Here is a 19,839-nt window from a genome sequence, read left to right as displayed (position 1 = left end):
AGATTGGAAATATAAAATTAAGCACATCTAAAAAATAAACTTGCAGATTTTTAAAAGTTGGAGTGCTTCACATGCCTTCCAGCCCCCCACCCATTTAATTAACATAAAAAAGAGAAAGGTAATGAGATGATATTTGATGATGGCGATAGGTATGTAACGACACGTGAGTGTGCACAGCTTTTTAGTGTATCCACAACAACGATTCGCAATTGGGTGCTTCAGGGGTTGTTTCCGGAGCCATATAAGCTAGGGAGAGCAGTGAGATGGAGAAAAAAAGAGATCCTAGCCTTCACTCCAAAGAAAAATAAGGAGCAAATAAGAACAAATTAGGTAAAATTATATAAACTGTAGAAGGTGGTCTAAAAGGTGGTCTGAAAATGGCTATTTAAAGAAAAAATCTATATGTTCCAATATATTGAAGAGATATAATGGTGCCCAGACGCGGATTCGAACCACGGACACGCGGATTTTCAGTCCGCTGCTCTACCAACTGAGCTATCTGGGCATGCTTCCATAAAAAATATAAAGCGTCTGCGGTTATAACATTAAAATTTTCTCTGTCCAGTCATCAAAAGAAAAATAATTGATTTTTTAATAAGTTTACCTTCCTATTTTAGAGCTTTATCAATAAATCTTTATCATAAAATAAATTTGATAGGTATATTGGACATGTTAGTGTATTGTTATGAGAATGCTGTCTTATCGTGGTTATGATACGAAAGAAATTAAAAAAATCAATCGAGAAGCATAATTAAGAAAGATTTTTTTATAAAGTTTCCGTGAATTTTAGGCATACGAAATAATAGACAACAGTTTTGACTTTTTCTAAAAAGATTATTGATTAGTTTTTATAATAATTTGTTTTTCTTTATAAAGAAAGAAAAACATCCAAAAGGGGAGAAATAATGATAATGCTACAAAAACCAAGCAGTCGTCCCAATAATACTAATTTTTCTTCAGGTCCTTGTAGCAAAAGGCCTGGTTGGACTCTTGATGTTCTTAAAAATGCATTAGTTGGGCGTTCACATAGATCTAGAGAAGCAGAATTAAAACTTGCTGAAGTTGTTAATTTAACCCGTGAGATTCTCGAGGTTCCTTCTGATCATCGTATAGGAATTATGCCAGGTTCAGATACCGGTGCTGTTGAGGCAGCTCTATGGTCTCTATTAGGTGAGCGTGGCATTGATATGGCTGCGTGGGAAAGTTTTGGATTTGGGTGGAATAAAGATGTTGTCGAGCAATTAAAGCTTTCTGATGTGCGTCGTTTTGAAGCTCCTTATGGTGAAATACCAGATTTAACACAACTTGATTTTGATCGTGATGTTGTTTTTACATGGAATGGGACAACTTCTGGTGTGCGTATTCCTAATGCGGATTTCATTCCGCATAAGCGGGCTGGATTGACCATTTGTGATGCTACCTCTGCAGCTTTTGCGCAATATCTTGATTTTTCAAAATTAGATGTTGTTACTTTTTCATGGCAGAAAGTTTTGGGAGGTGAGGCTGCACATGGTATGGTGATTTTAAGTCCTCGTGCTGTTGAGAGGCTTGAGAATCATGTTCCAGCTTGGCCTATGCCTCAACTTTTCCATATGACAAAAAATGGAAAATTGAACGAAGATATTTTTAAAGGAAAGATAATCAATACACCTTCTATGCTTTGTGTTGAGGATTTTCTTGATGGGTTGAAGTGGGCAAAATCCCTAGGAGGTGCAGCGGCATTAAGAGCGCGGGTTGAGAAAAACTTTTCTATACTTGATGCGTTTGTTCGCAAAACACCATGGTTAGAATATTTGGCAAAAGACCCTGAAGTGCGTTCTAACACCGCTATTTGTTTAGATATTGTGGATCCAGTGATTACCGCCTTAGATATGGAAAAGCGAGTATCTTTTATAAAAGCGGTTGTGAAACGTCTTGATGAGGAAGGGGTTGCTTATGATATCGGTTCGTATCGCGATGCTCCTCCTGGGCTTCGAATTTGGGCGGGTATAACAATTGAGGCTTCCGATCTTGAAATTTTAACACAATGGCTTGAATGGGCGTTCCAAGTTGAAAAAGCACAGCTTTAAATAATTACTTGTGATTTCACAACGTGTTTTAAACAAAAAAGGATACGAGAGATTATGATGATCTTTCGTATTCTTGTATCAGACAAACAGCCTCTAAATATTACATGAATTGTACAAGATTAAGAGGGAGAATGAATGCTCTGTCAGGTGTTGGATACGCACAAATTAAAATCTCTAATTTTTTACTTTTTGTAGCAAAAATGACAGATTTAAAATATTTTAGTATTTGCTCATCTTTATTATCATAAATTTGAAAATTTCATCACTTGAAGATTGAGGAAAATCTGAAATGAGGAGTCGCACTTGCTCCAAGGTTTCGTTATAAAGAAGAGTTTGTTTTTGAATGCTTGTTTTTTTTGATCAAACACGACGGAGAAAGTTATGGCCAATGTAGTTGTTGTCGGTACACAATGGGGTGATGAAGGCAAAGGTAAAATTGTAGATTGGTTGTCTGAGCGAGCAGATATCGTGGTGAGATATCAGGGGGGGCACAATGCTGGCCACACATTGGTTGTTGATGGAGTTAGTTATAAATTGTCACTTTTACCGTCTGGTTTAGTGCGTGGGAAGTTATCAATTATTGGGAATGGTGTTGTAGTTGATCCTCATCATTTTGTAGAAGAGTTAAAAAAACTACGTGATCAAGGCGTGAAAATTACACCAGAAATTTTACGTATTGCTGAAAATGCTCCTTTGATTCTTTCTTTACATCGTGATCTTGATGCAATTCGAGAAAGCGGTTTATCTGGTTTAAAGATTGGTACAACAAAGCGTGGTATTGGACCGGCTTATGAAGATAAGGTGGGACGTCGTGCTATCCGAGTGATGGATTTAGCTGAAAAAGATACACTTATGGCTAAGATTGAGCGGCTTTTGAGGCATCATAATGCTTTGCGTCGTGGGATGGGGGTTGCAGAGATTGATTCTCAAGCGCTTTATGACGAATTGATGCAAGTTGCGGATAAAATTTTGCCTTTTATGGATTGTACATGGCGTCTTTTAGATGAAGGTTATCGAGGAGGGAAACACATTCTTTTTGAAGGTGCGCAAGGTGCTTTACTCGATAATGATTTTGGAACTTATCCTTACGTAACATCATCAAATACAGTTGCTGGGCAGGCATGTACAGGTTCAGGGATGGGACCTAGTGCAATTCATTATGTTTTGGGTATTGCAAAAGCGTATACCACACGTGTTGGAGAAGGGCCTTTTCCTACAGAGCAGATAAATGATATTGGTGAATTTCTGGGAGTCCGTGGGCATGAATTTGGTGTTGTAACGGGTCGAAAGCGTCGATGTGGTTGGTTTGATGCTGTCTTAGTCCGTCAGATGGTAGTAGTTTGCGGTGTTCAAGGTATAGCATTGACAAAACTTGATGTTTTGGATGGTTTGGATGAAATAAAAGTTTGTATTGGTTATGAGCTTGATGGTAGAAGGATTGATTATTTACCTTCTTCTATGGGAGCCCAAGCCCGTGTGAAGCCTATTTATGAAACATTAGAAGGTTGGAAGGAAAAAACAGCCCATGCATTGAGGTGGGAAGATTTACCAATGCAGGCTGTTAAATATATACGCTATATTGAAAAACTGATTAACACAAAAGTGGCTTTATTATCCACAAGTCCAGAGCGTGAAGATACTATTCTTATTACGGATCCCTTTGTTAATTGATTATTATTTTTAGATTTCTATATATGCTCTTTGTTCGTTTTTATATCTTTTTACAAAAAAGTTTTTAGGAACACGTGAGAGAAAGGTGCGAAATAGCATTGTTTATTTTTCATATTCATTTTACATTATTGCGATAGTTGTACCGATATTAAATGGCAATCAATTTAGAAGGCTAAAATAAAGTTTTTTGGCTTTATTGTTATTTTTTTCTCAGTTTAAGAGAGATTATAAAGGAAATGGTAGATTTCGTTGGAATCTTAAAAAAGACAATTAATGCACAAAATAATGTTACACCACAAGTGCGTAAGCGGATTTATAAACGGGCTACCGAGACACTAGAACATCAATTTGTAACAGCAAAAATACCACAAGCAATAGCGGATGAACAAAGAAAGATTCTTCAAAGCTCTATTGCAACTGTTGAAGGGGAATATTTAGCAGTTGAAAAGAAATTGCTTTCTTCAGTTATTGGGTGGAATCCCACAAATATAAATGAAGATAAAAAATATACGAAAAAAACTATATTACCAAAGAATAATGAATTTTCAGAGGTAGACATCAAAAGAAAGCAGGATTTTGTTACACGTTCAAAGGATAGCAAGGTATTTGATGAGCTTGGTGTATCAGATATACCAGATGCAGAGCCTGTTAATATGGAGGCTGATGTGCCTTCTCAGCATGTTAGTAGCTGTGCGTTAAAGATTTCTTCGTCGCAAGAAGATAATCCGCATATTGTTTCGCATATTTTTTCTCAGGCTTTACGTCGTGCTAATAAATCATTGGTGCAAAGGCGTATTGTGATAAGTGCTGTTTCTGTTGTTAGTTTTGCTGTTTTAACTGTTGGTGTTTTTTTTATTGGTGAGCGTGTATTTGTATCAAATGATCATCAGCTGTTAGGAGAAAATCTTCAAGTTTCTCATGCAGTACCAAAGGCACTTTCAGTTAAGAGAAAGTTAACACAACGTTTATTAGAGGATGGGAGTGAAATTGATGTCGGTTTAAAACAAGCGACAGATTCTTCGGAAGAAGAAGGAGTCTCAACAGTTGTTTCCAGCAATTTGCAATCGCTTGATAAATTAGGTGAAGCTGTTTTTTATCAAGCACGTACAAATTATGATGCAGAAAAGATAGCAACCGGAAGTGTTCGCTGGACGCTTATAAAGGAGTCTTATGTGAAGGGGGCTCCAGAAGAAACAGCCATACAAGGTGATATAACAATTCCCGATGAAGGGGTATCATTACGGTTAATTTTACGTCGCAATACCGATCGGTCATTTCCTGCTGCATATATTATGGACCTTATTTTTATTCTTTCTGATAAATTTTCAGGTAAAGCTATAAGCAATGTTCAAGCATTAACCTTTAAAGCAAGTGAACAATCCATTGGACAGGCTTTAACAAGAACCATTGCTGCAAAGATTAACGATGATTTTTTTCTTGTCGCATTGAGTAGTAGTCATCCATTTCTTGATCGAAATTTACAATTGATACGAGAATTAGATTGGATGCGTTTGGTGTTAACGGATAAAAACGGGCGTATAAGTGAATTAACCTTTGCAAAAGGACCAACAGGTAAGTCTATTTTTAATGAAGTTATTGGGCAATGGCTGGCACGACAAGATAAGTTAACAGTTCTTGGTCAAAAGAATGAAACATAGATGCAAAAAATAAATGGCTGTGGAGAATTTTCTACGGCCGTTTTTATCAATTACATACCAGATCCATTCATTAAAGCTTCACATATCGATAACTCAAAGAATTCGATAAGCTAATTTACAGGTATAAAGCCAAGATATGCTTTTTCTCATTTTCACATTTAAAGAATGTGCAAACCATTGGCTTTATACTTAACTCTAAGGTTTTACACTTGATTTTGAAATAAAGTAGAATCTTTGATAGAGTTTTGCACTTTTTCAAATGCACGCATTTCAATTTGTCTTACTCTTTCTCGACTAATATTAAATTCACCAGAGAGTTCTTCTAGGGTTAGTGGTACATCTTTTAAACGACGCGCTTTGAATATACGTTTTTCGCGTTCATTAAGATTGTCCATAGCATTTATGAGCATGGAACGGCGATTTTCTAATTCACTTTTTTCAATTAAAATTTGTTCTTGATCGTTAGATTCATCCACCAGCCAATCTTGTAACTCGCTGTTTTCACCTTCTTTTGTCCGAATCGGTGCGTTGAGTGAAGTGTCACCACCAAGTCTACGATTCATTGATACAACTTCATCTTCTGTGACATTCAACTGGGTTGCAATTTCTTTCACTTGTTCTGCATTGAGATCGCCACTATCAAGTGCTTGAAGTTTACTTTTTAATTTACGAAGATTGAAAAATAAGCGCTTTTGATTGGCTGTTGTCCCCATTTTAACCAAACTCCAAGACCGCAATACATATTCTTGGATTGACGCTTTAATCCACCATATTGCATAAGTTGCAAGACGAAAACCCCGTTCTGGTTCGAAACGTTTAACAGCTTGCATGAGTCCAACATTGCCTTCCGAAATGACTTCCCCAATGGGAAGCCCGTAGCCCCGATATCCCATCGCGATTTTAGCTACGAGACGCAAATGGCTAGTTACTAGCCTATGCGCAGCTTTTAGATCATTATGCTCACGGTAACGTTGAGCGAGCATATATTCTTCTTTTGGCTCAAGCATCGGAAAACGACGCACCTCTTCCAGGTAACGGTTCAAACCACCATCACCTGTCATTACTGATAACAAATTCATATGGGCCATATAGCACCCTCCTTTTGTCTGAATTCCCTGATAAGGCAAATTCTATGTTTTAGATAGTAATATCCATGTACATTCACTTTAGCATATTTTTTAATTTTGTTCAAAAAAAGATATTTTATTCTTGAAATCTTGAGAAGGAGAAAAGTTTCAATTCATTTTTTTAAAAAGCTTAATAAGTTTAGCCATATCTTGAGGCAGTGGTGCGGAAAATGACATAACTTTACCGGTAGAAGGATGTTCAAAAGTAAGACTTGCAGCATGGAGTGCCTGTCGGTTGAATTGATCGATTGCATTTCTAATAGTGGGGTTAAATGTGTTTGATTTTGTTTTAAAAGCGTTTCCATAAACTGTATCGCCTATGAGTGGATGCCCAATATGAGCCATATGAACACGGATTTGATGGGTGCGTCCAGTTTCCAAGCGACATTCCAGAAGGCTAGCAAAAGATGTTGAATCTGCATGAGAGTCATATTTTTCTAGCAAAGAAAAATGTGTAACAGCATGACGAGCATAAGGGTTTTGGTTATGGATAACAGCTTGCTTGGTTCGGTTATGGGGCGAACGGCCAAGTGATGCATCAATTGTCCAAACATTGCGGTGAGGTGTCCCCCAAATCAAGGCATGGTAGCGTCGGTCTAATGCACAGGTACGTCCATGATCAGAAAATTGAGCACTGAGGCTTTTATGAGCCAAATCATTTTTTGCAACAACCATAACACCACTTGTATTTTTGTCGAGACGATGGACAATGCCAGGGCGTTTAACACCACCTATACCAGATAAACTATTACCACAGTGGTAAATAAGGGCATTGACCAACGTACCGGTCCAATTGCCATTGCCAGGATGAACAACAAGACCAGCTGGTTTGTTAATAACAATGATATGATCATCTTCAAAAAGAATGTCCAATGCAATAGCTTCAGCACTAGGTTCTGCATCACGAAGGTCAGGCATTGCCAATTCAATTATTTGGTTAGGTTTTAATTTTGTTTTTGGTTCCTTTATGAATTGACTATCAATTTTAAGATAGCCTTCACGGATGAGGGTTTGCAAACGCGAACGTGATAACACATTATGATATTGTTTTGCGAGCCACTGATCAAGACGTTGCCCAAGAGCACCTTCATCCGTTATTTTCTGTATTACCATACGATTCCTATTAAGTTTTTAATAAGATTTTACCAGTACGAAATTGCTTTACTATCGAGAAATTCTTTAATTCCCCAATGTCCTCCTTCACGGGCGCGCCCAGAAAACTTTACACCTCCAAAGTAGCTTCCACAGGGTAACCCACGTCCATTAACTTCTACCATACCAGAGCGTACTTGTGCCGCAATACGACGACATTTGTTGCGATCTTGCGATTGAATATAGTTTGTAAGACCATACTCAGTGTCATTCGCTAAAGCGACGGCTTCTTCTTCTGTGCTAAAAGAAAGAATCGAGAGAACTGGACCAAAGATTTCTTCTTTAAAAATACGCATATGAGGTTTTACATCAGCAAAGACTGTTGGACGGACATAATAACCGCGTTCCATTCCTTTTGGTAAACCAGTCCCGCCTGCAACAAGAGTTGCACCTTCATCAATTCCCGATTGGATAAGATCTTGAATTTTGTCATATTGTTTTTTTGAAACGACGGGTCCAATATGATTTCCTTCTTGGCAGTTTGGTCCTACTTTTGTTGTTTCTGCAATATCTTTGGCTATTTGTACGGCTTTGTCATAGATGCTCTGTTCCACAAGCATACGAGTTGGTGCATTACAACTTTGTCCACTATTATAAAAGCAATGTCGCACGCCACGTTGAATAGCATCTGTGTCTGCATCAGCAAAGATAATATTCGCTCCTTTTCCCCCAAGTTCCAGACAGACTCTTTTTAAAGTAGCGCTAGCATTTTTAGAAATATCTTTTCCTGCTCTAGTTGAACCAGTAAAGCTAATCATTTCTAGATCTGGATGTGCTGAGAGGTAAGAGCCGACAGTTGCACCATCACCATTGATTAAATTAAAAACACCGGCAGGGAGCGCGGCTTCATCTAAAAATTCAGCAAAAAGCATAGCAGAAAGAGGCGCAATTTCAGAGGGCTTTAACACCATGGTACAGCCAGCCAAGAGAGCAGGGATAACTTTAAGAGTTACTTGATTCATAGGCCAATTCCATGGCGTAATTAATCCTACCACGCCGATAGGATCGTAGTGAAGGATTGCTTGCTCATTTCCCTTTATTAAAGTTTCTTGGAATGAAAATTCTTTATAAGCTTCGATAAAATTGCGAATATGGGAACTGCCGGTTGCAGTTTGGGCATTAAGCGCCATATCAATCGGTGCTCCCATTTCCATTGAAATGGTTTTTGCCATGTCTTTAGAACGTTTTTCGTAGATCTCTAGAATTTTTTCAACAAATCCAAGACGCTCACTTGGTGACGTTGTTTTCCATTTTTGAAATGCTTCTTTAGCCGCGTTAATCGCTTTATCGGCATCTTTTGTACTTCCAAGGCTAATGACAGCACAAGCCTCTTCTGTTGATGGATTAATAACGTCAAAATCGTGAGGAGTGCTTGGGTTATCCCATAGACCATTGATATAAAATTTCCGTTTATTAAACATAATTCATTCCCTTTTTTCTATTTGTGTTTGTTTAATTATGATTATCTTAGTCTAAGCCGTTTTAAACGAGGATAACAAGGGTAATCTTATAAAAATGCGAGAAATTAGATTGTATCATGATAATTGAGCATGGAGAATTCAATAGAGCAATGCTTATATACCCCATTTGTATTATTGGGACTAACTGCTTTTATGAAATGGGAGAGAAAGAGAGGTATAGACAGTTTATATCGTCAATATGCAGAAGGGAGATTATGAATATGCATTATGGCATTATTTTTTCATTAAAACGTAACCATCAGCAAAAGGTTATTAACCTTCGTATGATAGTTTCTACGAATTCTTTTTGAAAAGGTTATTTTTCTCATTGCTATAAATTTGTTGGGTGCCATGCAAAATTCGAAAACAAAATCTATTTCTACGTCCTCTTTTTCTGATGATAGTACGAAAGGTGCATCAAGAGAAGATTTATCTATTAAGATTACTGAGATATTTCCTTATCCGGAAGTGTGGAAAAAGGCATTTACCCTCGGAAAGAATGTCCGTTTCACGCGAACCCCAGAAGTTGAGATTTTGCGTCGTCGTATAGAAACAGATCCAGTATTTGCAAAACAGTTTAAAATTTTTACGAAGCAAGATCAAAAAAAAATTACAGATACAGATATTGTACGTTGTAACAAGAAAACACCAAACGTTCCATCGACGAAAAAAGTCATTAATCCTCAATCAATAGAAAATAAAACGCCGGTTTGTCATTCAACAGTTTTGAAGCAGTTGTCACGACAAGCTACTTGTATGCCGTCAGCAAATATCTCACTTGAGGAGGATAAACAAGAGCATAAATTACAAGTAGAAAATGTGCTACAAAAAATGAATCCTGCTTGGCATCTTTCCGATGATGCATTTTTTGAATGCGGATCTTTGATATTTGAACATATGGATACTCAAATATCAAAAGAAGATAGAACATCGATTGACACGACAAATGAAATTACACCTGATATTCCCACAGCCTTTGATGAGTCAATAACTGCTCTTTACCGTGTTCTCGAATACCGCTTTCCACAACTCTATGATTCAATTACATCAGAATCTCCAGCGGAAAGGATGCGAGGCGTTGAGCAAATTTCTGATTTAATGCATACGAATAGTGATATTACCAAAGAATATCATTCTAAGCTTTCTGTTGAAGATTCCGCTCATACGTTAAGTGATACAAGAGCGTTAAACGATATTGAGGTACTAAGCGATTCTGGGGCTAGTATAGAGACGAAAAAAAACAATAATATTGTCGATTGCACAACAAACGCTGTCACACCGAATTCAAAAGATTTGTCTGTTATGCGAGCAAATGGTAAAACGAAAATATTGCAATCTACCCGCGTACCATTAAGCAATTATGATTCTGCTTTTATGCAAAATATTCAATCTATTGACAGTGATGTTTATGAGTTTCCTCCGATCAATTTATTACAGGAACCTGTTTTTCATGAAGGCACGATGATTCCTCAAGAAACATTAGAACGCGGTGCAGGGCTTTTGGAAAGTGTTTTGGAAGATTTTGGCATTAAGGGTGAAATTATCCATGTACATCCAGGGCCAGTGGTTACAATGTATGAATTTGAGCCTGCTGCGGGTGTAAAGTCATCGCGCGTTATTAATCTTTCTGATGATATTGCACGTTCTATGTCTGCTATTTCTACACGCGTTGCTGTCATTCCTGGACGGAATGTTATTGGGATTGAGTTACCCAATACGGTTCGTGAAACCGTTTATTTAAGGGAATTAATTCAAACACGTTCTTTTCGTGAAAGTGAATTTAAACTTGCTCTTGCTTTGGGGAAAGGGATTAATGGTGAACCCGTCATTGCAGAATTAGCAAAAATGCCTCATTTGTTGGTTGCAGGAACAACAGGATCAGGCAAATCCGTAGCAATTAATACAATGATTTTGTCAATTCTTTATCGCATGACACCACAACAGTGTCGTTTGATCATGGTTGATCCTAAAATGCTAGAGCTCTCTGTTTATGATGGCATTCCACATCTTTTAACACCTGTTGTAACAGATCCTAAAAAAGCGGTAACAGCTTTAAAATGGGCGGTTCGTGAAATGGAAGAGCGTTATCGCAAAATGGCTAAGTTAGGGGTACGTAATATTGATGGTTTTAATGCACGCGTTGCACTTGCGGCTCAAAAAGGCGAAACGATCATGTGTACTGTTCAGTCTGGTTTTGATAAGGAAACAGGAGAAATGCTTTATCATGAAGAAGCCATGGATCTTACGCAGCTTCCTTATATTGTTGTGATTGTTGATGAGATGGCTGATCTCATGATGGTGGCAGGGAAAGAAATAGAGAATGCCATTCAGCGCTTAGCACAAATGGCGCGTGCGGCAGGTATTCATCTTATTATGGCAACGCAGCGTCCTTCTGTTGATGTTATCACAGGGACAATTAAAGCGAACTTTCCTACCCGCATTTCTTTTCAAGTGACCTCAAAAATTGATAGTCGCACGATCTTGGGTGAACAAGGTGCTGAAACGCTTTTAGGTCAAGGAGATATGCTTCATATGGCAGGTGGGGGGCGTATTGTACGCGTTCATGGACCTTTTGTCTCTGATGAAGAAGTTGAATCCATTGTTGCACATCTTAAACTGCAAGGAAAACCCGATTATTTAGCAACCGTCACGGATAATGAAGACGATAACAAAGAGGATGCTTCTGCGGATTCAACGGTTGAAGTTTCTGAGGAAGAAAATTTTGATGAAGAGGGAGAGGAGCTTTATAATCAAGCTGTAAAGATTGTTATGCGTGATAAAAAATGTTCAACATCTTATATTCAGCGCCGACTTTCTATCGGCTATAATAAAGCAGCTTCTCTTGTTGAGCGGATGGAAGAAAAAGGCATTGTTGGAGCCGCTAATCATGTTGGAAAACGTGAAATTTTACTCAATGAAGGAAAATAAAAAAGCACATTAAAATGTGCGATTTTTTAAATATCTGACAGTCATGACTTAAATGTGCTTGTTTTATTTTTTTATATAATATTAAAAAATTTAATGGAGAGTAACAAAGCAAAAGCGATCTTTTGTATTAAGACTGCTGATGAGGTAAACAAGCTGATACCAAAAGGGGAAATATTTTTAACATTTCTAGATGATCTGGAATATAAAGAAATTAAACAAATCTTTATATGAGAATAGATGATTTGTATTCTCTTTTCTGATTGCAGAAAAATTCTTTGGTTAAATAATGAAGTGGTATATTTTTTTGTTTTCTCTTCTATAGCCATTCTAATGAAAGAAAGATCTTTGGGAGATTATTGAGAGCATCATAAAAAAGTACCTAATATGCAAGTTCTGTTGCATTGGGTACTTTAAAGCGCTACGCTGAATTTATTATCATTTGATATTATTGGCTCAAGAAAGGTGTTCTTACGAGAAGCTTTATTTGAAAAAGAAATTTCTATTTTTATAATACAGTATATTGATTTATAGTAATTTATCATTATTCACAGTGAATAAAAGTCTCAAACATTGTAAGATTTTCTCATTTCAAATCTGTTTCTGTTGAAACAATTAAAACTATTTTCTTGCGTATCATAATAATCTAGGGGTAAAAAAGTTTAAAAAATAAAAATGCTGCTTATGAACGCCTTCAAATGCCAAAAACTATTGGCAACATTAGGGGCTGAAATTAGTATAATGATGGTGCTAACCAGCTCTTTTATAAGCATAAAAATGGTAATGCACAATGCCTTGATATCCTCTATGGGGACCTTTACATTGCACCATTTACGGATTCCGTCGTAAAATAAGCTTGGGGATCTTGGGAGATATCTTTTTTAAACAGGAGCATGAATGCGTAAAATAAGTGTATTCTTTTTGAGTACTATTTATGCGAGGGAAATGTTACCATTATTGTAACAAGATTTATTACAATAATGCGTGAATAAGAAACAAGAGTTGGAAGTTTCTTTTAATTCTTGTTTTGTTGATGAAACAGTCAAAATTTTGCTACAGACAATTGATATGAGTTATAGAGTTATTTTAACCAGAATAGATAATTGTAAACAAATTAGCATTATTCATTTGAGAGTAAATCCAACACTTTTTTAGTTTTAGTTATGCCATTAAAAGCAGATGAGTTAAAGTTAAATACAAATGAATTAAAATGTCAGCAAGAAGCTTTTCGTTTTACGCCAGAGCTTTTGCCACGGCCTTTTACGTGGGAAATCGATCACAATGGTTTATTTTGTGAAGTCTCAAAAGAGCTAGCTGAAGTTGTTGGTCCTCTCTCTTCCTCTATTTTAGGATGTAGTTTTCATGAGCTTGCTCATAAATTTAATGATGATCGATATCTGGTTCTCAGTCGTTTCATTGAAGCGGCTATGCCTTGGAGTAAAGAGATTGTTCAATGGCCTGTTGATGGTTGCTTACAATGGCTTGATGTTGAATTGTCGGCTTTGCCAATTTTTGATGTTAAAAAGCAGCTTAAGGGGTTTCGTGGCTTTGGCGTTTTAAAAATACGAAAAGTCCAAGAAAAAAGAGACGAAAAGCTGGAAACGGAAATGCCATGTCTTACGGAGATAGAACGTTCAGCTTTCTATGAAATTGCAGAGCAATTGCGTGATGAATTGAATTCATCGGTAAAAGAAGAAAATTTAGTTGAAGAAACTGCTATTCAGTTACCATATGCACAAATATTGCCGGTAAATGCTATAGAACAAGCTCTCGTAAAAGAGCCCGCTGCAGTTTTATCATTGTTGGATACAGCAACAGATGGTGTTTTATGGTTGGATGAAGAGGGCTTTATTGAATCAGCAAGTAGAGCAGCTTTAGCATTAATGGGTTATGAAATAAATGAACTACGAGGACAGCCACTCTCTTCATTATTTACTTTACAAAGCCGACTTTTGGTTGAAAAATATTTTAAATCAATCCGTATGGAAGGGAAAAATCAGGTTTTAAATCGCAGAGAAACAGCTGATTTAATGACGAAAAATCATAAAAATATAACCGTTTTGATAACGATTGTATTTTTGGCACAGCAAGGCAATTATGCTGTTATGTTGCGTAATAGGACACAAACAGTTCCATCAGAAGAAAAAAAAGCAGAAGAGGATAAAATTGTTGGGGTTGTTCATGAAATACGAACACCTTTGAATGCTCTTATTGGTTTTGCAGAAATTATGAGAGAAGGCCGCTTTGGTTCGATAGAAAATGAGCGTTATCATGGATATTTACGCGATATTATTTCCTCTGGAAAACATATATTATTGCTGATTAATCAATTACTAGAGTGCTCGAAGATAAATTATTCTGGTTCCAATAATCAGATTGATTCTTCCCTTATTTCTGAAACATTTGATGTGATATCTTGTTTACGTGCGACGATAGCTTTTCTTGAAACTCAAGCCAATCAGAACGGCATTATCATGCGTATTGTTGCTCCACCTCATGTTCCATTTATTCCTGTATCACAACAAGTGTTTCGCCAGATTATATGGAATCTTCTTTCTAATGCTATTCGTTTTACACCTTTGGGTGGACAGATTATTGTTCACGTTTCTTATAGAAAAGAACGTGTAAAAATTTCAGTGAGTGATAATGGTATAGGGATGAACGAAGAAGAAATTATAAAGGCACTGCAACCTTATGGTCAAGTAGAGCGCAAAGATGGCCGATCTGGTGATAGCGCTTTTATAGGAACAGGTTTAGGCCTCCCAATGTGTAAAGCAATGGTAGAAGAAAGTGGGGGACAATTTTTATTATTCTCAAAACCCAATCATGGAACAACTGTGGAAATGTTTTTTCCTCGTGTTCCATGATGTAAATCTTGCATAAAATTATTTTTTCTTAGCCAAAAGATCTCTAATTTCTGTTAAAAGTTGTTCTTCTGAAGACGTTTTTTTGGGGCTTTCTTCTTCTTTTCTACGGATTTTATTCATAGCTTTAACGAATAAAAAAAGAACCCAAGCAATAATGAGAAAATTGATAAGTAAAGTAATAAAGTGTCCATAGCTAATGGTTGCTCCAACTGCTTTGGCTGCACTCAATGTTGCTTGTTTTTCGCCAGCAAGTTGAATAAACATATTAGAAAAATCAATTCCACCTGTAATCAGTCCAATGATTGGCATAAAAATATCATTGACAATTGAGTTGACCAAGCTACCAAAAGCGCCCCCTATAATCACACCGATAGCAAGATCAATCATATTACCTTTTAGGGCAAATTCTTTGAATTCTTTAAGCATTGCGTTTTCCCCTTTATATAAGCGATATACGGTAATTTACTTACCGCTTTTGATGAAAAAGGAAAGGGCAGATTTTATTTTTAGGATTATATTACAATATTAATCTTATTTTCAAAGAACTTTATAAGGTTTAATAAAGAATTTTAGGGCTCTATTTGAATGTACATAGAACCTTTCTGAGAGAAAAGCTTTTTTGATAAAAACTATATTTTTCAACAGAAAGTAGGCAACTGTAGCTTAAATTGTATAATTGCCTCAATATTTTTATGTTAACATTAAAAAGAGAGATTTTTACACAATACCACAAAATGAGCAGTGTTGGAAACTGAGCTATCAGAAAGCTTCTCAAATGAAGTACATATATTGGCATAACATTTTGTCATAAAAAGAGAATTTAGGAATAAAAAATATAAGCACTGATGGAAGAAATAGATAGATGAAGCAGGAGTAAAACTTATAATTTATTCCTCTTAATTCAGTAAGCGATAATAGCAATTAGGAGGGTATTATGGCTTATCTAAAAGCTATTTTTACTGGGTTTCATGAGCTAAAATGGCGATAATTCCGATGGAAGAAACACATTTCATCTGCTGGAAGATTGTATCAGTTTATAAATAGCAGAGCTTTAGGGTTTGCAAGATCATTTTTGTTTGGAAGTCGTTGGTATAATAGGTGCGGGTTCAATGATCAACTGTCATTACTTAAACTATATGTTAGACAGAGCACTTATAGATGCAAAATTATATTTAGCGCATCAGAAATGGCAAAGAAAACAACGCAGATTCTTCAAAATTTTGTCAATAGAGTACAAACGATTGAATATACTGTTGCTAATAAATGGCTATGAATTTAGATGATTTTATGAACCATGTATTCTATAAATGCTGGAAAAAAATAGCTTTATAGAGCAAGCTCTGTTTCTATTGGCAACAATATTATACAAAGGAACTTTGGTAATAGGGATAATTTGCGTGCATTTTTAAGAGAATTCTTCGCTCGCTTACATGAGACGTCACAAAATCATGGCTTTGATGAAGAGCCATTGATGTTTCAATTCATGCTGCATTTTATAAGATTAGGATTCACATTTTAATCTTTGAAAAATGTCGAAAAAGAGAAACATTTTTTGAGAATAAAAAGTCTTTTGCACAGTGTACATCAATATAAACATGTATGGCTATTATATGATGAGTTTTCTTCTAGAAGGGGAATATTATTTGGATAATATGCTCTCTTTGATTAGTGATCTTTTGTGTTAAAAGATAGAGGTGAGGTGCGATGGATCATTTTTATGTTGTGGAGAAGGATTGATGAGTTTTTTTCGTTGTATTGGCCGTTCTGCTTTATTTTTGTTGGATCCAGAGCAAGCACATTGTTTAGCGATTCTCGGGCTGAAAAGTGGGTTAAATGGCTGTCAAAAGGTTATCGATAAACGTTTGTGTGTAACTGTTGCTGGGCTTGAGTTTGAAAATTTTATTGGTCTTGCAGCGGGGTTTGATAAAAATGCAGAGGTTGTGGATGGTATTTTTCGTTTAGGATTTGGTTTTACTGAAATTGGGACAGTGACACCAAAGCCTCAGATTGGAAATCCTAAACCACGGCTTTTTCGTTTAAAAGAAGATGAAGCGATTATTAATAGAATGGGCTTTAATAATGATGGACATCAAGTTGTTTACAATAGATTGCGTGCGTGTAAAAAAACGGGTGTTGTAGGAGTCAACATTGGAGCCAATAAGGATACGGTCGATAAGATTGATGATTATACTGTTGGTATTGCTCATTTTTATGATGTTGCTGATTATTTTACAGTTAATATTTCTTCTCCTAATACACCAGGTTTACGTGATTTACAGGCCCGTGACAGTTTGCATCTTTTGTTGAATGCAATTTCGCAAGTGCGAAAAGAGCAAGAGAACAAGCATGGATTCTCCATTCCCATTTTTTTAAAAATTGCTCCCGATTTATCAGAGAAAGAATTAGATGATGTTGCTGAAGAAATAAAACTTTCTGATTTTAATGGACTGATTGTTTCGAATACAACTCTTTCACGCCAAGGTCTCAGCAATAGTCACCTCAGTAATGAAGAGGGGGGGCTTTCTGGATGTCCACTTTTTGAGCGCTCTACCATTGTGCTTGCAAAAATGCGTCAAAAATTAGGGAAGGAGATTGCCATTATTGGTGTTGGCGGTGTAAAGGACGCACAAACCGCTTTGGAAAAAGTAAAAGCTGGCGCAGATTTAATTCAATTATATAGTGGGATGGTTTATGAAGGTCCAAATCTTGTCATAACTATTCTGAAAGAGATTTTGCAGATGATGCAACAAGACGGTGTTGATAACATAAAAGACTATCGTGATCATAGTCTTGAGCATTGGGCAAAATTTTCTTTGTAAAAAAAACGCTTTTTTCTTCACAAAAAATTGCGAGATTTTTTTAAAGGGGCTTGCAAACTTTGTTGATTTTCCTTATGTCACATAAGCATGAGAATAAATGTTTACGAAATCGTGAACAGTTATGATACATTTTCTTTTATGCGGTTGTAGCTCAGTTGGTTAGAGCGCTGGTTTGTGGCACCAGAGGTCGTAGGTTCAAATCCCACCAACCGTACCAAGAGCGACGTTATTTCTTGCACTAATCGGTGGGTTTTGTGCTACTGGTCCCGCGCATATAGGAGCCTACAAATATGCTATCATGCGACTTTCTAGTGTCCTCCATGAGGTTGAAGTCGGGCATCTTGAGGCGGCGGTAACGCATTATTGCAAAGACAAACCTTGGCTAGGGTTTGGTCACCCGATTATGCAACGGGATGTCAGGGTTTATTTCTTTTTTTCACGCTTTCAGGTGCCTATGCGCCCCTTCAGTTCGCTTGCGCGATCTATTTCGGACAATACAGGACTGCAACCCAATGTCGATTTTCTAATTGCAAGCATCATGAGCAAACATTGGGCTTCTCCTGAGCTGGGATTGTTGGCTTTTTCGTTTGTCGTATGCCGATACTTTTCGCGCACTATCAAGCGCGGTTTAGTGCTCATTCCTTTGGTTTATCATCAAAGGATTTAAGAAAAAAATATAAAAAGGTCCCCCAATTATGGCTATAAAGCATCGCACCGAGCCAAATTTCTTGGGTATATGTCAGAGTATCACCTTAACCACACCGATGCGTGCTTGCGGGCAAATCGATATTTCTCACTGGAATTTAGCCCATAACTATTTGAAACAGGGCTTGTTACTCGAAGCCTTGCATCAGTTTTCAGTTCGATTCGCCACCATGGTGGCTAAAAACTCGGATCTCACTTATCGCTATCTCCCTGTTATGGTTGAACAGTTTTTCTCTACCACTCATTTTGATAGCGATCGGTTATGCGTTGAAGGACATATTGAACGCATTAATGAGGCCTACCGTATTCACTGTAAGGCCAGCCTATACGGCAATGACAGGGCCGTTATTGCGCAGGCAATCATCATGGTCAGTAAGGTCTGCTTCCTTAGCTCGTGTTCTGAGAAAGTCGCTCTTCCATTACTAGGCGATTTATGTAAGATTTCCTCCGTAACCGGAGATTCTTGTACTTTTTCCTTTAATGCTCATCACCCGCTTTTTGAGGAACATTTCCCCTCCCGCGCCGTATGCCCTGGTTCACTATTGATTGAGATGGTTCTGGCTTTGTCCATGCAGGGTAGGGCGAAAAATATCGCATCTGTTGCGCTGAAAAAAGTAAAGTTCATTGAAGCAGTTTATCCGGGAGATACCTATCAGTTGACCATTAAACAGGATACAGAGTATGAACCGGGTGGCGTTTTTTATATTCATACGGAAACTAAAAAACGAAGCACTTGCGGTAAGTTTTCTATCAAATATAAAAAGGAGGATGCGCCATGTTTAACATAATAATCTCTTTTATTCCGTGGAGTATTTACTCCTGGGTTATCAATGGAAACGTTTTAACTCTGGTCGAACGCTCTCTCATCTTAACTGTGCTTTTATTGTTCATTATTGCTCTGAATATTAAAATTATCCGACAGGGAGAACCCGTGATGATTACGAACATTCTGACAGTTGTTGTCCTGTTTGTTAATTATTTCGCTGGATGGTCTACACTTTTGCTGAACTACCCCACAGTTTTTTGCTATCTGTCACTTGCTCTGGTTTCATTGATGAGCTTGCTGGTAAAGAAACCCTTTACCATTTTTTATGCTCCTGCTGGTGTTTCTGAAGAAAAACGCAAACATATCCTATTTTATCTCATCAATAAATATATTACATGGATTTGGGTAATCATTTTTTTTGCCAATGGTCTTCTAGTGGCTTTTTTTGCATGGCTCCCCCAGCTTTGGTTGGTCACTATGGGTTTAATTTGTGCTGGTATTCTTTTTTCTAAATATCTTCCTAACATCATGCAATATTTTTATCGCATCAAACATCATGGAGCATAATATGTCATTGTTTAACATTCTGACTGGAACCCCTTTATGGGCCTGGATTTTGC

The 19,839-nt window shown here is 37.0% G+C and carries 14 protein-coding genes and 2 tRNA genes; 11 read left to right on the top strand and 5 right to left on the bottom strand.

Translation table 11 applies throughout. The features are described from left to right. Nucleotides 1-126 precede the first annotated feature (126 nt). The gene (locus ACFIK6_RS04735; RefSeq protein WP_005865986.1) at nucleotides 127-330 is read left to right on the top strand and encodes an AlpA family transcriptional regulator; all 204 of its coding nucleotides are present in this window, start codon (nucleotides 127-129) and stop codon (nucleotides 328-330) included. A 99-nt stretch (nucleotides 331-429) separates the two neighbouring features. On the opposite strand, the gene ACFIK6_RS04730 is transcribed toward ACFIK6_RS04735, so the two are convergent. Continuing rightward, nucleotides 430-505 (bottom strand) — tRNA-Phe (locus ACFIK6_RS04730). A gap of 400 nt (nucleotides 506-905) precedes the next feature. Between ACFIK6_RS04730 and ACFIK6_RS04725 the strand changes: the two genes are divergently transcribed. The 3 genes from ACFIK6_RS04725 to ACFIK6_RS04715 all read left to right on the top strand — a co-directional run bounded on the left by ACFIK6_RS04725 (nucleotide 906) and on the right by ACFIK6_RS04715 (nucleotide 5,398). Then, nucleotides 906-2,069: a phosphoserine transaminase gene (locus ACFIK6_RS04725; protein ID WP_375641897.1), complete on the top strand. Its 1,164-nt coding sequence runs from the start codon at nucleotides 906-908 to the stop codon at nucleotides 2,067-2,069. 381 nt (nucleotides 2,070-2,450) lie between these two features. Beyond that, complete coding sequence (locus tag ACFIK6_RS04720) at nucleotides 2,451-3,740, top strand: adenylosuccinate synthase (RefSeq protein WP_375641898.1); 1,290 nt, start codon at nucleotides 2,451-2,453, stop codon at nucleotides 3,738-3,740. Between the two features lie 236 nt (nucleotides 3,741-3,976). Continuing rightward, a complete protein-coding gene (locus ACFIK6_RS04715; protein WP_375641899.1) occupies nucleotides 3,977-5,398 on the top strand; it encodes a hypothetical protein in 1,422 nt (473 codons plus the stop codon). A gap of 203 nt (nucleotides 5,399-5,601) precedes the next feature. On the opposite strand, the gene rpoH is transcribed toward ACFIK6_RS04715, so the two are convergent. The 3 genes from rpoH to ACFIK6_RS04700 form a co-directional block, all read right to left on the bottom strand. Further along, the gene (rpoH, locus tag ACFIK6_RS04710) at nucleotides 5,602-6,486 is read right to left on the bottom strand and encodes an RNA polymerase sigma factor RpoH (RefSeq protein WP_273724190.1); all 885 of its coding nucleotides are present in this window, start codon (nucleotides 6,484-6,486) and stop codon (nucleotides 5,602-5,604) included. 147 nt (nucleotides 6,487-6,633) lie between these two features. Beyond that, nucleotides 6,634-7,638, bottom strand: a complete 1,005-nt coding sequence (locus ACFIK6_RS04705) for an RluA family pseudouridine synthase (protein ID WP_375641900.1) — start codon at nucleotides 7,636-7,638, stop codon at nucleotides 6,634-6,636. 29 nt (nucleotides 7,639-7,667) lie between these two features. Next, entirely contained in the window at nucleotides 7,668-9,098 is a 1,431-nt protein-coding gene (locus tag ACFIK6_RS04700) for an aldehyde dehydrogenase family protein (RefSeq protein ID WP_375641901.1), read from the bottom strand. 390 nt (nucleotides 9,099-9,488) lie between these two features. Between ACFIK6_RS04700 and ACFIK6_RS04695 the strand changes: the two genes are divergently transcribed. Beyond that, a complete protein-coding gene (locus ACFIK6_RS04695; RefSeq protein ID WP_375641902.1) occupies nucleotides 9,489-12,065 on the top strand; it encodes a DNA translocase FtsK in 2,577 nt (858 codons plus the stop codon). 1,160 nt (nucleotides 12,066-13,225) lie between these two features. Next, a complete protein-coding gene (locus ACFIK6_RS04690) occupies nucleotides 13,226-14,929 on the top strand; it encodes an ATP-binding protein (RefSeq protein WP_375677421.1) in 1,704 nt (567 codons plus the stop codon). Between the two features lie 18 nt (nucleotides 14,930-14,947). On the opposite strand, the gene mscL is transcribed toward ACFIK6_RS04690, so the two are convergent. Further along, nucleotides 14,948-15,355, bottom strand: coding sequence for a large conductance mechanosensitive channel protein MscL (gene mscL / locus ACFIK6_RS04685; protein WP_375677420.1), 408 nt, complete (start codon nucleotides 15,353-15,355; stop codon nucleotides 14,948-14,950). 1,310 nt (nucleotides 15,356-16,665) lie between these two features. Here mscL and ACFIK6_RS04680 point away from each other — a divergent pair. From ACFIK6_RS04680 to ACFIK6_RS04660, 5 genes are all read left to right on the top strand, one after another. After that, nucleotides 16,666-17,748 (top strand): quinone-dependent dihydroorotate dehydrogenase, encoded by a 1,083-nt coding sequence (locus ACFIK6_RS04680; protein ID WP_375656514.1) that lies wholly within the window; start codon nucleotides 16,666-16,668, stop codon nucleotides 17,746-17,748. Nucleotides 17,749-17,888: 140 nt separating this feature from the next. Continuing rightward, a tRNA-His gene (locus tag ACFIK6_RS04675) sits at nucleotides 17,889-17,965 on the top strand. 186 nt (nucleotides 17,966-18,151) lie between these two features. Further along, nucleotides 18,152-18,415: a hypothetical protein gene (locus tag ACFIK6_RS04670; RefSeq protein ID WP_375656515.1), complete on the top strand. Its 264-nt coding sequence runs from the start codon at nucleotides 18,152-18,154 to the stop codon at nucleotides 18,413-18,415. Nucleotides 18,416-18,443: 28 nt separating this feature from the next. Then, on the top strand, nucleotides 18,444-19,241 hold the full coding sequence (locus tag ACFIK6_RS04665; protein ID WP_375656516.1) for a beta-hydroxyacyl-ACP dehydratase: 798 nt from the start codon (nucleotides 18,444-18,446) through the stop codon (nucleotides 19,239-19,241). After that, entirely contained in the window at nucleotides 19,229-19,786 is a 558-nt protein-coding gene (locus ACFIK6_RS04660) for a hypothetical protein (RefSeq protein ID WP_375656517.1), read from the top strand. The genes ACFIK6_RS04665 and ACFIK6_RS04660 overlap by 13 nt, the downstream gene beginning before the upstream one ends. The last annotated feature ends 53 nt before the right edge of the window (nucleotides 19,787-19,839 follow it).

The sequence above is a fragment of the Bartonella sp. AS69XJJH genome (assembly GCF_042195585.1).
Classification (GTDB): Bacteria; Pseudomonadota; Alphaproteobacteria; order Rhizobiales; family Rhizobiaceae; genus Bartonella.
The sequence above is the reverse complement of the archived record's forward strand: the minus strand, read 5'-3'. Positions and strand labels throughout refer to the sequence as shown.